The 13,775-nt window shown below is 65.1% G+C and carries 14 protein-coding genes; 9 read left to right on the forward strand and 5 right to left on the reverse strand.

Annotation, left to right across the window (positions count from 1 at the left end; all coding sequences use genetic code 11):
• Positions 1–20 precede the first annotated feature (20 nt).
• A complete protein-coding gene (locus VMR39_RS04490) occupies positions 21–797 on the reverse strand; it encodes an energy transducer TonB (protein WP_325414773.1) in 777 nt (258 codons plus the stop codon).
• A 4-nt stretch (positions 798–801) separates the two neighbouring features.
• Complete coding sequence (locus VMR39_RS04495) at positions 802–2,883, reverse strand: TonB-dependent receptor domain-containing protein (RefSeq protein ID WP_325414775.1); 2,082 nt, start codon at positions 2,881–2,883, stop codon at positions 802–804.
• A 128-nt stretch (positions 2,884–3,011) separates the two neighbouring features.
• Between VMR39_RS04495 and VMR39_RS04500 the strand changes: the two genes are divergently transcribed.
• The 3 genes from VMR39_RS04500 (at position 3,012) to VMR39_RS04510 (ending at position 5,347) form a co-directional block, all read left to right on the forward strand.
• A complete protein-coding gene (locus tag VMR39_RS04500) occupies positions 3,012–3,800 on the forward strand; it encodes a DUF4198 domain-containing protein (protein ID WP_325414777.1) in 789 nt (262 codons plus the stop codon).
• A gap of 29 nt (positions 3,801–3,829) precedes the next feature.
• Complete coding sequence (locus VMR39_RS04505; protein WP_325414779.1) at positions 3,830–4,318, forward strand: hypothetical protein; 489 nt, start codon at positions 3,830–3,832, stop codon at positions 4,316–4,318.
• A 267-nt stretch (positions 4,319–4,585) separates the two neighbouring features.
• Positions 4,586–5,347 (forward strand): sulfotransferase, encoded by a 762-nt coding sequence (locus VMR39_RS04510; RefSeq protein ID WP_325414781.1) that lies wholly within the window; start codon positions 4,586–4,588, stop codon positions 5,345–5,347.
• 45 nt (positions 5,348–5,392) lie between these two features.
• On the opposite strand, the gene VMR39_RS04515 is transcribed toward VMR39_RS04510, so the two are convergent.
• The 3 genes from VMR39_RS04515 to VMR39_RS04525 all read right to left on the reverse strand — a co-directional run bounded on the left by VMR39_RS04515 (position 5,393) and on the right by VMR39_RS04525 (position 7,990).
• A complete protein-coding gene (locus VMR39_RS04515; protein ID WP_325414783.1) occupies positions 5,393–6,172 on the reverse strand; it encodes a right-handed parallel beta-helix repeat-containing protein in 780 nt (259 codons plus the stop codon).
• A 105-nt stretch (positions 6,173–6,277) separates the two neighbouring features.
• Positions 6,278–6,886: a phage tail protein gene (locus VMR39_RS04520; RefSeq protein ID WP_325414785.1), complete on the reverse strand. Its 609-nt coding sequence runs from the start codon at positions 6,884–6,886 to the stop codon at positions 6,278–6,280.
• A 270-nt stretch (positions 6,887–7,156) separates the two neighbouring features.
• On the reverse strand, positions 7,157–7,990 hold the full coding sequence (locus VMR39_RS04525; RefSeq protein ID WP_325414787.1) for a sulfotransferase: 834 nt from the start codon (positions 7,988–7,990) through the stop codon (positions 7,157–7,159).
• Between the two features lie 318 nt (positions 7,991–8,308).
• Here VMR39_RS04525 and VMR39_RS04530 point away from each other — a divergent pair, with 318 nt between their 5' ends.
• The 6 genes from VMR39_RS04530 to VMR39_RS04555 form a co-directional block, all read left to right on the forward strand.
• Positions 8,309–8,629, forward strand: a complete 321-nt coding sequence (locus VMR39_RS04530) for a TrbC/VirB2 family protein (protein WP_325414790.1) — start codon at positions 8,309–8,311, stop codon at positions 8,627–8,629.
• A 70-nt stretch (positions 8,630–8,699) separates the two neighbouring features.
• Positions 8,700–8,933, forward strand: coding sequence for a type IV secretion system protein VirB3 (locus tag VMR39_RS04535; protein WP_414712458.1), 234 nt, complete (start codon positions 8,700–8,702; stop codon positions 8,931–8,933).
• Positions 8,912–11,284, forward strand: coding sequence for a VirB4 family type IV secretion/conjugal transfer ATPase (locus VMR39_RS04540; protein ID WP_325414794.1), 2,373 nt, complete (start codon positions 8,912–8,914; stop codon positions 11,282–11,284). The genes VMR39_RS04535 and VMR39_RS04540 overlap by 22 nt, the downstream gene beginning before the upstream one ends.
• A complete protein-coding gene (locus tag VMR39_RS04545; protein ID WP_325414796.1) occupies positions 11,284–12,477 on the forward strand; it encodes a type IV secretion system protein in 1,194 nt (397 codons plus the stop codon). Before VMR39_RS04540 ends, VMR39_RS04545 begins: the two co-directional genes overlap by 1 nt.
• Positions 12,474–13,277, forward strand: coding sequence for a type IV secretion system protein (locus VMR39_RS04550; protein WP_325414798.1), 804 nt, complete (start codon positions 12,474–12,476; stop codon positions 13,275–13,277). Before VMR39_RS04545 ends, VMR39_RS04550 begins: the two co-directional genes overlap by 4 nt.
• A partial coding sequence (locus VMR39_RS04555; RefSeq protein WP_325414800.1) for a TrbG/VirB9 family P-type conjugative transfer protein occupies positions 13,274–13,775 on the forward strand: 502 nt, incomplete at its 3' end. The genes VMR39_RS04550 and VMR39_RS04555, both read left to right, overlap by 4 nt.

Below are 13,775 nucleotides of genomic sequence, written 5' to 3' on the forward strand. Positions count from 1 at the left end.
GCGCCGCGCCGCGTCGGCGATCAGGCCGGCAAGGTGAAGATGATCGGGGCGGTGAACTCGATCCGCTCGCCGGGCAGTTCGGCCGGGGCGCGGGGATAGGGTGAGGCGCGCCGCAGCATCGCTTCGGCTTCCTCGTCCAGCACGGCGTTGCCCGAACCGTGGATGACGGCGCCCTCCAGCAAGATGCCGGCGCGGTCGAGGACGAAGCGGACTTGTACCTGCCCCTCCTCTCGCCGCATCCGGGCGCGGCGGGGATAGATTTTATGGGCGTAGAGCCAGGACCGGACCTTGGCGGCGTAGCTGCGGCTGGTGCCGGGCGGCGCCTTGACGTCGAGGCCGTCGGCCGTGCCGCGTCGCGCAGGAGATGCTGCCGATGGAGCGGCGGCGGCGGCCATCGCCCGGCGCGCGGGCGGGAACGCGACCGGGGCAGCGCTGGCAGCGGGCGCGGCGGCCGGCTGGACCGGCATAGAGAGGGTAAGGCGCGACGGCACCGCCACGACCGGCGGCGCGACCGCGGCAACCGTCGCTGGCTGCGGCGCGGGCAAGGGATCGGCGGGCGGAGGCGGGACGGCGGCGGGCGTGCTGAGCGCTGCCGCCCTTGCCGTCTCCGCCTCTTCCTTGCCCTGCTCCACCCCCTTGAGCAGGGCAAGGGACAGCACTGTCATCGCCGGAGACTCGGTCCGCCGGCTGACATGTCCCATGCCAAGATTGAGCAGCGCCGCGATCAGCAAGGCATTGACCAGCAGCGATGCGGCTGCCGGTCCACCGATGCGGAAAGGATGCGCTGCCCCAGCCATGGCGTCAGAATGTGTTCGCCACGGTGAACTTGAAGCTCTGCCCCTCCGCCGCGAGCGCGGACAGGTGGCGGCGGAACTGCTTGTCGAAGACATTATCCACAGCGATGCGGAATTCGAACCCCTTGGCCGGGCCGCTCTGCGGCTTGAAGGCGAAGAAGAGGTTGTGGACGGTATAGCCCGGCGTCGCGAGGCCTGAACCGGCCGAGGCGAAGCTGCCCGGCGTCACCTTGTCCTGCCGCTCGGCGAACTCGCCCGTCCAGCCGCCCGACAGGCCCGTGCCCGCATCGGCATAGCCGAGCGTCAGGCGATAGTCGTTTGCGGGAATCGTGTTGAGATAATTGCCGGTCAGCCGATCCTTGCCGTCGATGAAGGAGGCGTTGCCGCGGGCGAAGAAGCCGCCAATGCCATATTCGGCCTCGACCTCCAGCCCCTTGAAGCGCGAGCGGTTGATGTTCTGGAAATAGGGCGTCCCTGCCGCCGCCGAGACATTGACGATCAGATCCTTGACGTCGTTCTGGAACAGGGTGGTCTTGGCCCGGAAGCGGTCACCCTTGCCCAGCATGTCGTCGAAGGACAGGGTGAAGCCGACCTCGACATTGTCCGATTTCTCCGGCCGCAGGTCGGGATTGTTCGGCCGTGTCGCCGAACGGGTGAAGATTTCATCGACATTGGGCATGCGCACGGTGCGCGCGACCGATCCGAACAGGCCGAACCAGGGCGTGAAATTGTAAAGCGCGGCCAGCTTGGGCGATACGCCGCTGTCGGTCACATTGTCGGTCAGCACCGTGCCGCCGACGACGGTGGCGCCCGGCTTCAGCCTGGTCCAGTCGACGCGGACGCCCGGCATGATCGTCAGCTTGTCGGACCAGACGATCTCCAGCTGGCCATAAAGGCCATAGCGATCCATGTCGCCTTCGGGATGGGTACCCGCGCCCGGCGTCACCGTACCGTCGAGCGCAACGCGCGGGTTGCGCCGTTCCTGCGTGCTCCACTGGCCGCCTAGAATCAGGAAAGTCGTCCAGTCGCCGCCCAGATCGAACTCGCTGGTGTTCTGGACCTTCGCCTGCCAGCTTTCGTAGGAAAAGTCGGAATAGGCGAGCGGGCCGAGGAAGGTGGTTTCGGTCTGGTGTACCTTCGACAGCGAATAAGCGACCTGCGCCTCGATATTGAAGATCTTGCTGCCGTCGAAGTCGTTCACATAGCCGAACACGGCGGTCTTGTCGTGGACGCGGCGGCGCATCAGGCTGTTGCCGGTGGCGGCGGAAATCTGGTCATAGACCTGCGGCGCGTCGCTGATCCAGTCCTGATAGCTGGCCCAGATGGCGTGCTTCTTGTTGCCGCCGATCGAAACGCGGCCCTTGACCAGCCAGCTGTCGGATTGCGTGGCGGAGGCGGCGACCGTGTCGCCATTGCCGCTCTTGTAATCGTCCGTGCGGCGGTAGTTGTAGCTGCCCAGAAGTTCGACGCCTTCGGTCGGCTGGACCGCGACGATGCCTGACAGGGTGCGCGCCTGCGCATTGGTTTCGGTCGCGGCCTTGAGGCGCACCGCCAGCGGATCACCGTCGCCGAGGAAGTCGGACGCGTCCTTGGTGGTGAAATTGACCACGCCCGCCAGCGCGCCCGCGCCATAAAGGGTCGAGGAGGCGGGACCGCGCAGCACTTCGACCCGCTTGTACAGCTCCGGCTCGGTAAAGAGCGCGCCCATGCGATATTGTTCGTAGAATTTGGTGACGCCATCGACCGTCAGCAGGATGCGGTTGTCGCTGTCGCCGATCGCCGTGCCCATGCCGCGAATGTTGAAGCCCTGCCCCAGCTGGCCGACGCCACCCTGGACGTTGACGCCCGGCATGCCTTCCAGCAGGTCGCCGATAGTGGTCGCCTGAATCTGGTCGATATCTTCCTGGTCGAGCGTGCTGACCGCCTGCGGCGTGTCGATCGCGACTTTTTCCGTGCCGGCGGAGATGACCATGCGGTCGAGCGCCATGCGCGTGGTTTCCGGCGCGTCGGCCTCATCCTGCGCCAGCGCCGGGATCGGTGCGATGATCAGTGCGGTTCCCAGCAACAGCGGCAGTCTGGTCTTCTTCATGTTTCGCGGCCCCCTTTTGGCAATATGCAAGGGCGCGAACGCCCCTGACGGCTTCGCACCTAGCATCTATAAATGATATTGCAAGTGAGTCTCATTAGTTATAGCTGTTGGTGCAGAAAGGGGACTTTATGAAACCAACGCGATTCCGTTCCGCGGCCCTGCTGCTGCCCCTCCTCGGCGCTTCCGCTGCGCAGGCGCACATGCCCTATGTACTCCCGACCCTGTTCGATCTGGGCAAGGGCGACCATGTCACCGTTGAAGCGGCCTTCGCCGAAGACGCCTTCCTGCCCGAAGTCGCGATGCGCGACGCGCCTTTCCATCTGGTCGGCCCGGACGGGGCGCAGTTGCCCACCGGTCCCGTCACCCATTTGCGCGACCTCAGTGTCTTCGAGGCGGCGGTGCCCGCCGACGGCACCTATCGCGTCACCAGCGGCCAGCGCGCCGGGCGCAAGGGCAAGATGTTCAGGCAAGGCAGCGAATGGAAGATGCGCGGCGAAGGCGGCGAGCCGCCCGCCAATGCCGAGCAGGTCGATGTGCAGAGCATGACGCTGGCGGACGCCTATGTGACGCGCGGCAAGCCGACCGATGCGGCGCTGAAACCGCTGGGCAAGGCGCTGGAAATCCGGGCGATCACCCATCCCAACGGCATCGTCGCCGGATCGGACGCCAGCTTCGCGCTGCTGTTCGACGGCAAGCCGCTTCCACAAGCCGACATCACCCTGTTCCGCAGCGCCGGCATCCATGACGGGCGCAAGGTGGTGGCGCAGGTGAAGAGCGGCGCCGATGGGCAGTTCAGCCTGAAGCCCGAGGATGCCGGCACCTATCTGATCCTGGTGCGCCATCGCGGCACCGCGCCGGCCGGGTCCGAGACGCCCTATCGCAGCTACACCTACACGCTGACATTCGACGCGGCCTGATCGCCACGTTGCCTTTCTTCGGAGACATTATGAAAATCCATCTGCCCCTCGCCGTCGCCCTGCTTTCGATCGCCGGCTCCGCCGTGGCTGCCCCGCATGAGGGGTCGGCGTTCATCCACGACTATGACGCCGACCATGACGGTCAGGTCACGCGCGCCGAATTCGACGCCGGTCGCGTCGCCCGCTTCAAGGCGAGCGATGCCAATGGCGACGGCTGGCTGTCGGCAGAGGAATATGTCGGCGAATATCATGCCCGGCTGGAGCAGCAGCTCGCCGTATCCGACCGCAGCGAGGACAAGAAGACCGAAGAACGCCAGCGCCAGATGCGCCAGGCCCATGTCCGTTTCGGCGTGCTGGACAAGGACAAGGACGGCAAGATGACCCAGGCCGAATATGACGCATCGGGCGCGCGTGCCTTTGCCGAGCAGGATAATGACAAGGACGGCATCGTCACCGCCGCCGACGCCGCCGCGACGGCCGCGCGCCAACTTGCCGCGCGGGAAAAGGCCGACCGGTAAGCGACACCATTTTTCCTTGATGGCTGACGCCATCCCGCGTCATCCGGTGTAGCGGGCGGAGCGATGCTCCGCCCGCCGTGCGGGGCCAGCAACCTTCGTGTCGGACACGGCGCTCCGGTCGGTCGGCCCAGTTGGCCCGACTTCTCCCTGTCAATCGGTGATATTGACGAGCGGTTTCAAAATAATGTCCGCTATTTTGCTTTTGCGGTTTGCCTGGACGCCTTCTTCTTCCAATGTCATGCAGAATGGCCGTCGGCGGGGGACGCGATGACGAAGAAAATCGACTGTTTCGTGGTTGGCGTCCAGAAAGCAGGCACGACAAGTCTTTTCGAAATGCTCGGCCGCAACCCGGACCTCGCTGCGCCCAGCCGCAAGGAATTGCATTTCTTCGACGATGAGCGTCGCGACTGGGGTACGCCCAGCTATGGCGATCTGGATCGCTATTATGCCGGTAGCGGGGATGGGCTTCGGTTCGAGGTCACGCCCATCTATTGTTTCTGGCCGCAATCGATGGAGCGGCTGAAGCGCTATAATCCGGACGCCAGGCTGATCCTACTGTTCCGCGACCCCTTCGAACGGGCCTGGTCACATTGGTGCATGCAATATGCCCGCGGCCGCGAGACGCTGCCGTTCGCCGATGCGATCAGGGAAGAACAAGAACGGCTGGTCGGGCTGCCGCTTGGCTCCAGGGACCGGCGATATTTCAGCTATGTCGGCAGGGGCCGCTACGGTAGCCAGTTGCGGCGCGTGCAGTCTTTGTTTCCGGTCGATCAGTTGCTGCTGCTGACGGCCGAGGATCTGGCTCGCGAACAGGATGCGGTGCTGGAACGGATCAGCGGTTTTCTGAATATTGCCCGCTTTCCATCCATTCCGGCGGTCCGCGCGCATCAGCGACCGGCCGTCGCCTATCCTTCTGCACCGGGCGAGGCAGACAGGACGTTCGTCCACGCCCAGTTGAAGGATGAGATGGAATTGCTGGCCCGGCTGACGGGATCGCAAATCCGCTATCCCGTCATCGCCTCGACATAGAGGCCGCCCGCACCGAAACACGCAGGCGGCCCGAGAGTGACGCAATCAGCCGCGCGGGAGCGTGGCGGTCGGCGCGCTGCCGCTGGTCAGGATATTGTCACCATAGGAGGTGATCTTGCCGCTGGTCAGGATTTCCAGCGACTTGGGACCGATGAACTTGTTGCCGGAAATGAGGGCGTCGTTCCCCGATCCGGCGACACTGAGGCCCGCCGTGCTGTTGGCCACCAGCAGCGTGTCGAACATCTTGAGATGCGAGTCGTTCGTCGCGTTGGCGGGGATAAGGACGCCGTAGAGATTATTGTTGATGACAGTGTCGGCGATCGTCACCCGCACCTTCGACGCGGAATTGATGTTTACCCCTGCCCCCGAACTTGGGTTGATGAAGTTGCGGATGACGCAATCGTTGATGATGACTTCACCGGCACCAAGGATCCGAACACCATCCAGGCCAGGCACCGATGGCGTGCCTCCATCAATATCGAGCCCTTCAAGCACGATACGGTCGGTCGGCGCCGCATTGATGATGACGCCGTTGGAACCCGACGCCAAAATGCCCGCCTCGACGCCGTCGGCCCGGATCGTGATCGACTTGGTGACGGTGACGGCCCCGAAGCCGCCCGGATCGATCGCGTTGATCTCACCGCCCGCCGCCGTCTTGGAAATGGCGCCGGCAAAGGTCTTGCAAGGCGCGGTGCGGCTGCACGGGTTCGCATCGTCACCGACACCGGACACCCAGGTGCGCGTTGCCTGTGCATGAGCGGCCGTGATGGGCGCGACCAGGAATATCCCGAGCGCCAGAAGCAATTTTCCAAGCAGTTTGTTCATATGTCCCTCTGTTGCGGTCGTACCGCTGAATCAGTGCGTGAAATGTCGGAAATGCCGCCTGACGGGCCGATTTGCCCGATCACCGCCAGGCCACGCCCCTTCCGATCAGGGGCGCGAAGGATAGATGCCGGAAAGAGCGATGCACCAGCGCATGGCGAGATAGGGATCACGGATGCTGAACGGCTGGCTGCCGCCGGTCACGCCCACCATCTGCGAGTTCATGATGACGTTGGGGGTCGGCGTGTCGGAATATTTGTTCAGGGTCGCGTCCGATGCGAGCAGCTTGCCGCCGGGGCCTCCCTTGTTTCCAGGCAGGTTGGTCGCCGCGATCGAGTGATTATGGGCCGGCATGTTGTTCACGTTGAGCGTGGTACTTTCAGTGCCGCCGGTCTGACCAAGGTCATAATTGGACAGACCCGGCCCCTGTCCGACATGAATCGGTGCGCGCCCGCGCAGGTCGGGCAGGGCGAACGTCGTCATGCCATTGCCGCCATAGGTGGTGCCGAGCAGCGAGAAGAGAGCGGTATTCTGCGCGATGGACATGATCTGGCCGCTGGCCTCCGCCCACCCGTTCGGGCAGAAATTATAGGTGAAGAGCGTGAGCTGACCGATATAGGGTTCCGATTGCGCAGCGGCAGGCTGCGCCCCGGCGAGTGAAAACAGCGCCGCCGCGCCCAGCGTCGCCGCCATGAACCTGGTCTTCAAATTTTTCATTTCAGCCCTCCATCCATCAAGGTGATCAGCAAAGGCGCCGGCCATGACACGCGTGATCCCTCTGCCCATTCCACAATCACTGCGTGCGTCGCAAAATCCATCGCTCGCGAACAGTGATCATGTCGGCGAATCATGAACTGCCTCGATCCGGCTCATATATCCATTTGCAGAATTATGCGCTTATTATTTATACGTAATTTATCTACAATTGAGTGCGAAACGGATTTTTTCTTGTTTACCATGATATAGATTTAACGATGATTGCAGCGTTCATTCCGTGACATAGCCAAGGGTCGTGACGAAATGCAGGTCGTCCGGCGCGAAGATATCCGGCGGAATGCATTTGTGCCGGCCGATCGCGGGCGCGCCGTGCGCGACCAGATCCGAAAACCAACGGAGACAGGCTTCGTCGAGAGGCGCTCCGACAAAGTCGGCCACCTGTCGAGCAGCCACTTGCGGATCACTGCAAAGCTGTTCGAAATCGATCAGGCAGACGCGGCCGGGATGATCGTCCAATATGCGCCTGATCCGCCGGGCCACCGCGCAGCCATAGCTGAGGGAGTCGCGCGGACCCGCCGTGATCGGACGATCCAACAGGACCGGTCCCCAGAGATTGAGCTGATTCTGGTTCCGACTGAGCGCCATGTCGAGCGGGTTACGCAGGACGTGAATATAGCGCAGGTCCGGACGCAGATCGAACATGCGGTCGATGAGGATGTGGCTGTTCGGTTCCTTCCAGCCCCATGGCCCGCCGGCCCTCGGCGGCGCGTCTTGCCAGGACTGCAACCGCTGCCCCAGCCATGCCGCATCATGCTGCGCCCGGCCCGTCGCGGCAAGGCGCGCGATACGATCGACAGATGTCGCGTCGAGAGCAGGCACGCCGCTCATCCGCAGCCAGAACTGCTCGCACAGCCAGGCCAGGTCGCGACTAGTTTCCAGCAGGATGTCCCGTCGCTTGAAGAGCAGGGTAAACCAGAGATTGTCCAGCGCCTGATTGAGGTCCGACCCGATATGATGGCCCAGCCGCTGGAGCAGCGCAGCGACCACGCGCGTGCCACTGCCGCCGATACCGCCGATCGCGACGGGGCCGCCGGCCATGGTCATGACCGGCGCGCAGGGAAAAACGACACGGACGATGCCGTCAAAGGCAGAAAAAAACCCGCCTCATCCCAATGACGTCGCCAATCGGCCATATGTGGCAAAGCTTTCCCCCATGCTCCCCAGCACGGCATCCTGTTATCACAGACATTGCTTAAGGAAAGCGAAAAGAAATTGAATGTTAGGGACTTGAATGACATGGACGGAGGCGACCGATACAGGTCCGGCCGTCGCGCACTCAAAGAACAAGTCATTGGCTTTGGCCTAGCTTTCGGGCCGGAGCACGCTATCATCGTTGCCGGTCCGAAGGGGGATATGGTCATCATGAAATATGTGCATCGCTTGGCGAGCGGGGCAGGCGCGATCCTCGCGCTGATCCGGTCGACCGCCGCCATGGCGCAGGATTATGGCGATCCGGCGGGTTCGGGACCGATCCTGAACGCCGTCCGCTGGATCGAGGGGACGTTGCTGGGCACCATCGCCACCGTCGTCGCGGTGATCGCGGTCGCCTCGGTCGGCTTCCTGATGCTGACCGGCCGCATCAACTGGCGCTATGGCGCGACGGTGATTCTGGGCTGCTTCATCCTGTTCGGCGCGGCCAGCATCGTGGCCGGCATCCAGTCGACCGCCGGACTTGGCCAGTAAATGGCGGGAGAACGATAAAGTGGAGGGTGTCAGCCGCGATCCGCTGTTCACCGCATTGACGCGCCCGCAGATGTTCGCGGGCGTGACCTACAGCTACTTCGTGGCGAACGCGATCATCGCGACCGAGCTGTTCCTGATCTTCCGCTCCGTCTGGGCGATCGCCGCTGCCCTGCTGGTCCATGCCGCCGGCGTGCTGCTGTGCCTGCGCGAGCCGCGCTTCTTCGACCTGTGGCTGGTGCGGGTAAGCCGATGCCCGCGCGTGCGGAACCATGCGATCTGGAAATGCAACTCCTACCGGCCCTGACCCGCGACCGCCGGGTCATCGACCGCGAAGCGCCGGCCGGCCGCCATCTGCCCTATGGCCGGCATGTCGATCGCGCCACGATCGAGACGCGCAGCGGCCATCTGATGCAGGTGATCCGCCTGCGCGGCCTGTTGTTCGAGACGGCGGATACGGACGAGATCAACTATCGCAAGCATCTGCGCGACGCGATGTTGCAGGCGATCGGATCGTCCCGCTTCGCCCTCTATCATCATATCATCCGCCGCACGGTGGAGGCCGGGCTGGACGGCGACTATCGCGACGGCTTTTCGGCGCGGGTGGACGCGGCCTGGCGGGACCGGCTGGCGTCGCGCCGCCTTTATGTGAATGACCTCTATCTGACATTGGTGCGGCGTCCGCTGCGCGGCAAGGTCGGCTGGCTGGACCGCGCGCGCGAGGCGCTGGGTCGCGCCGACCGGGACAGCGACGCTCTGATGGCGCGCGACCTGCGCGAACTGGACACGGCGCGCGACGCGCTGATGGCGGCGCTGGGCAGTTACGAACCGCAACTGCTGCACATCTACGACACGGACAACGGCCCCTGTTCGGAGCCGCTGGAATTCCTGTCGATGCTCTACAACCGGGAAGAGCGGCCGGTGCGGCTGCCCTTTCAGGATATCGCCGAATATCTGCCCTATCGCCGGGTCAGCTTCGGGCATGAAACGGTCGAACTGGGCGCGGCGGGTCATCTGGGCCGGTCCTTCACCGGCATCGTGTCGATCAAGGATTATCCGGCGCAGACCAGTCCGGGCATGTTCGACGAACTGCTGCGCCTGCCCTTCGAACTCACCATGTCCCAGTCCTTCGGCTTCGTCGAACGGCAGGCGGCGCTGGGACGGATGAACCTGGCGCTGCGGCGGATGCGGTCGGCCGAGGATGAGGCGGTGAGCCTGCGCGGCGACCTTGCCCAGGCGAAGGATGAAGTCGCGGCCGGGCGATCGGCCTTTGGCGAGCACCACATGACCGTCGCGGTGCATGGCGACACGCCTGCCGCCGTCGACGCGGGCGTGTCGGAGGTGCAGGCCGCGCTGGCGGAGCTGGGCATCATCAGCGTGCGCGAGGAAATGGCGCTGGAACCCGCCTTCTGGGCGCAATTCCCCGGCAATTTCAAGTTCATCGCCCGCCCGGCTCTGGTGTCGACCGGCAATTTCGCCGGCCTTGCGAGCGGACATAATTTCCCGGTCGGCCAGCCCCATGGCAATCATTGGGGCAACGCCGTCACCCTGCTGGAGACAACCGCCGCCGGTCCCTATTTCTTCAACTTCCATCAGGGCGACCTGGGCAATTTCACGATCATCGGCCCGTCGGGATCGGGCAAGACGGTCGTGCTCAACTTCCTGCTGGCGCAGGCGCGCAAATTCGCGCCGCGGATCATCTTCTTCGACAAGGATCGTGGTGCGGAACTGTTCATCCGCGCGATCGGGGGCAGCTATGACGTGCTGCGGCCGGGAACGGGCGCGGGCCTGAACCCGCTGCTGCTGCCCGACACGCCGGCCAACCGGCAATTCCTGATCGACTGGCTGGCGCAACTGGCGGGCGGCGTGGACGTGGAGGAGGCCGAGCGCATCCGCGATGCCGTCGACGCCAATTTCCAGCAACCGCCCCAGCATCGCCGGTTGCGCTATCTGGTCGAGCTGTTCCGTGGCAGCAGCCGGCCGACGCCGGGCGACCTGCGATCGCGCATTGCACCCTGGTGCGGCGATGGCGAGCGCGCCTGGCTGTTCGACAATGAGGAGGATCGCACCGATATCGATGCCGAGGCGGTCGGGTTCGACATGACCCAGATCCTCGACGATGCCGCGCTGCGCACGCCGGCGATGATGTATCTGTTCCACCGGGTCGAGGAACGGCTGGACGGCACCGCCGCGATCATTGTCGTCGACGAAGGATGGAAGGCATTGGACGACGATGTGTTCGTCCGCCGGATCAAGGATTGGGAAAAGACGATCCGCAAGCGCAACGGCATCGTCGGCTTCGCCACGCAGAGCGCGCAGGATGCGCTGGAAAGCCGCATCGCCAGCGCCATAATCGAACAGGCCGCGACCCAGATATTCATGGCCAATCCACGCGCGCGGGCCGAGGATTATATGGAAGGCTTCGGCCTTTCGGCGCATGAGTTCGAACTGATCCGCACCCTGCCCGACAGCGCCCATTGCTTCCTGATCCGCCATGGCGCCGAAAGCGTGGTCGTGCGGCTGAACCTGTCGGGCGAGCGCGATTTGCTGACGATCCTGTCCGGGCGCGAGCGGACAGTACGGCTGCTCGACGAGATTCGGGCCGAGCGGGGCGACGACCCGGCGACATGGCTCGACCTGTTGCTGGAGCGGGCCTGATGGCGTGCCCCTATTATCCGCTCGATAGCGGCTATCTCCAGAATTTCCTGGCCTTCACCGATTGCCAGGCACGGACATTGGGCGCGCAGGGCTATGCCGCACTCGCCGCGCCGGGATCGATCGCATCGATCAGCCTGACGGCGATGCTGACGATCTTCGTCGCACTGATCGGCTATCGCATGTTGCTGGGGGAAGTGCCGGGAATCAGGGCCGGGGTGCTGGCGCTGGTCAAGATCGGCGCGGTGCTGGCGCTGGCGACGGGCTGGCAGGGCTATCGCACGCTCGCATACGACATGATCTTCTACGCGCCGGCGCAGATCGCCGCCGCGATCGGCCCGGCATCGGGCGTGCCGGGAAGCGAGGGCGGGCTGGTCGGGCGGCTCGACGGGCTGAACAACGGGCTGGAGGCGCTGGCGATCGAGGGGGTGGGGCCGCGCCCCGATCCTCTGATCTCGCGCGTACCGCCGCCACTGTTCGGCGGCTTCGACACCTTCGCGGTCGGCGCGGCGCGGGTCGTCTTCCTGGTGCAGGTGATGGCGGCCTTTGCCGGGTTGCAACTGCTGGCCGGGCTATTGCTGGCGCTTGGCCCCTTCTTCATCGCCTTCCTGCTGTTCGACGCGACGCGCGGCTGGTTCGTCGGTTGGCTCCGCGTGCTGATGGGCGTGCTGATGGGCATGGTCGGCGCGATGCTGGTGTTCGGCGTGCAGCTGGCGCTGTTCGAGCCATGGCTGACCGATCTTCTGGCGCAGCGCGCCGCCCAGCAGCCCATCCCCGGCGCGGCGGCGCAATTGCTGGCGGGCGCGATCGTGTTCGCGCTGGTGCTGGCGACGATCCTGATCGGGACGGGCCGGGTCGCCTGGAGCCTGCGCCTGCCCGAAGGCATGGCGACGCGGTTGCAGGAGCGGTTCAGCGCGCACGAGAGCAGCGAGCGGGCCTTCACCAGCGTCGCGCGCGGCGGTGCAGGCGCGTCCGAGGACCGATCCCGCGCGGCCGCGATCGTCGATGCGATTGCCGCCACGCAGCGGCGGGAGACCGGGCCGGCGATGTCCGGCGCGGCGACGGCATCGGGCCGCGTGACGCCCGGTATCGGCGGCGCCGCGCCGGACGGCATCGCCCCGCGCACCGCCATCGCCCCCCGCCGGGTCGGAACCCGCATGTCGGCCACCGCGCGACGCAGAGACAGAGCATCATGACAGCCGCCACCAAGGAACCGCTCGACACCTATTTCGAGCAAGCGCGCAGCTGGTCCGAGGATCGGACCGACGCCCTGCGATCGTCCCGCCGCACCGCCTGGATCGTGGCGATCGTCGCCGTCGCGGTCGCGCTGCTGGAGGCGCTGGCGCTGGTGCTGCTGGTGCCGCTGAAGCAGGTCGAACCCTATACGCTGATGGTCGACCGGCAGACCGGCTATGTCCAGGCGCTCAAGCCGCTGGAACCGCAGCTCCTGTCCAGCAAGGCGGCGCTGACCCAGTCCTTCCTGGTGCAATATGTGATCGGGCGGGAGAGCTTCGATATCAATGGGTTGCAGGCCAATTATCGCAAGGTCGCGCTCTGGTCGACGGGGCAGGCGCGAGCGGCCTATCTGGCGCAGATGCCGGCGTCCAACCCGCGCAGTCCGCTCGTCCTCTATCCACGCAGCAGCATCGTCAGCGTGCGGGTGAAGAGCATATCGACCATCGGCCCCAACAGCGCGCTGGTCCGCTTCGACACGGTGCGACAGGATGCGGGACGGCCGGCGGCGGCGGCGCAGCCCTGGGTGACGGTCGTGCGCTATGGCTATTCCAACGCGCCGATGTCGGTGGAGGATCGCTATGTGAACCCGCTCGGCTTCCAGGTGCAGAGCTATGCGGTCAGTGCGGAGGCGCTTCCTCCCGAACCCGCGCCGACGCCGGCTGCCGCGCCGTCTGCGTCACAGATGCCCGCAGGCGTCCCGTCGCCCGGTCGCGTCGTCATCCCGGCTCCACGCCCGCAAGCCGCGCCGGTGGAGTTATGAGAGTTATCCACAGGCTCGCAGCGCTGGTGTCGATGGGGGCGATGACCGGAGCCTTGCCCGTGATCGCACAGGATGCTGCGGTCGACCCGCGCGTGCGCACGATCGACTATCGGGCCGATCAGATATTTCGCATCGAATGCGCCGCAGGCTATCAGCTGACGATCGAATTTGCGGCGGACGAGCGGATCACCAGCGTCGCCGTGGGCGACAGCGGCGTGTGGCAGGTGGCGGCGAACCGGGCCGGCAACCAGCTGGTGGTCAAGGCTGCGCAGGGCGGTGTCACCACCAACATGACGGTGGCGACCACCGAGCGCAGCTATCATTTCGATCTGGTGCCCAGCTATGCGCAGACCCTTTATCGGCTGCGCTTCAACTATCCGCCGCCTCCGCCGCCGATCAGCGCGGTCCCGGTCGGGCTGACCCATGCCTATCGCCTGACCGGCGACCGGACGCTCTGGCCGTCCCATATCGGCGACGATGGCGAGCGGACCTTCATCC

It is taken from the genome of Sphingobium sp. (genome assembly GCF_035511395.1).
Classification (GTDB): Bacteria; Pseudomonadota; Alphaproteobacteria; order Sphingomonadales; family Sphingomonadaceae; genus Sphingobium.

What these genes read in the sequence shown, in the direction of transcription:
- VMR39_RS04525 (WP_325414787.1), bottom strand. Translation starts at nt 7,990, where the DNA reads ATGACCATGGCCGGCGGCCCCGTCGCGATCGGCGGTATCGGCGGCAGT.
- VMR39_RS04545 (WP_325414796.1), top strand. Translation starts at nt 11,284, where the DNA reads ATGGCGTGCCCCTATTATCCGCTCGATAGCGGCTATCTCCAGAATTTC.
- VMR39_RS04520 (WP_325414785.1), bottom strand. Translation starts at nt 6,886, where the DNA reads ATGAAAAATTTGAAGACCAGGTTCATGGCGGCGACGCTGGGCGCGGCG.
- VMR39_RS04495 (WP_325414775.1), bottom strand. Translation starts at nt 2,883, where the DNA reads ATGAAGAAGACCAGACTGCCGCTGTTGCTGGGAACCGCACTGATCATC.
- VMR39_RS04535 (WP_414712458.1), top strand. Translation starts at nt 8,700, where the DNA reads ATGTTCGCGGGCGTGACCTACAGCTACTTCGTGGCGAACGCGATCATC.
- VMR39_RS04505 (WP_325414779.1), top strand. Translation starts at nt 3,830, where the DNA reads ATGAAAATCCATCTGCCCCTCGCCGTCGCCCTGCTTTCGATCGCCGGC.
- VMR39_RS04510 (WP_325414781.1), top strand. Translation starts at nt 4,586, where the DNA reads ATGACGAAGAAAATCGACTGTTTCGTGGTTGGCGTCCAGAAAGCAGGC.
- VMR39_RS04515 (WP_325414783.1), bottom strand. Translation starts at nt 6,172, where the DNA reads ATGAACAAACTGCTTGGAAAATTGCTTCTGGCGCTCGGGATATTCCTG.
- VMR39_RS04530 (WP_325414790.1), top strand. Translation starts at nt 8,309, where the DNA reads ATGAAATATGTGCATCGCTTGGCGAGCGGGGCAGGCGCGATCCTCGCG.
- VMR39_RS04540 (WP_325414794.1), top strand. Translation starts at nt 8,912, where the DNA reads ATGCAACTCCTACCGGCCCTGACCCGCGACCGCCGGGTCATCGACCGC.
- VMR39_RS04500 (WP_325414777.1), top strand. Translation starts at nt 3,012, where the DNA reads ATGAAACCAACGCGATTCCGTTCCGCGGCCCTGCTGCTGCCCCTCCTC.
- VMR39_RS04550 (WP_325414798.1), top strand. Translation starts at nt 12,474, where the DNA reads ATGACAGCCGCCACCAAGGAACCGCTCGACACCTATTTCGAGCAAGCG.
- VMR39_RS04490 (WP_325414773.1), bottom strand. Translation starts at nt 797, where the DNA reads ATGGCTGGGGCAGCGCATCCTTTCCGCATCGGTGGACCGGCAGCCGCA.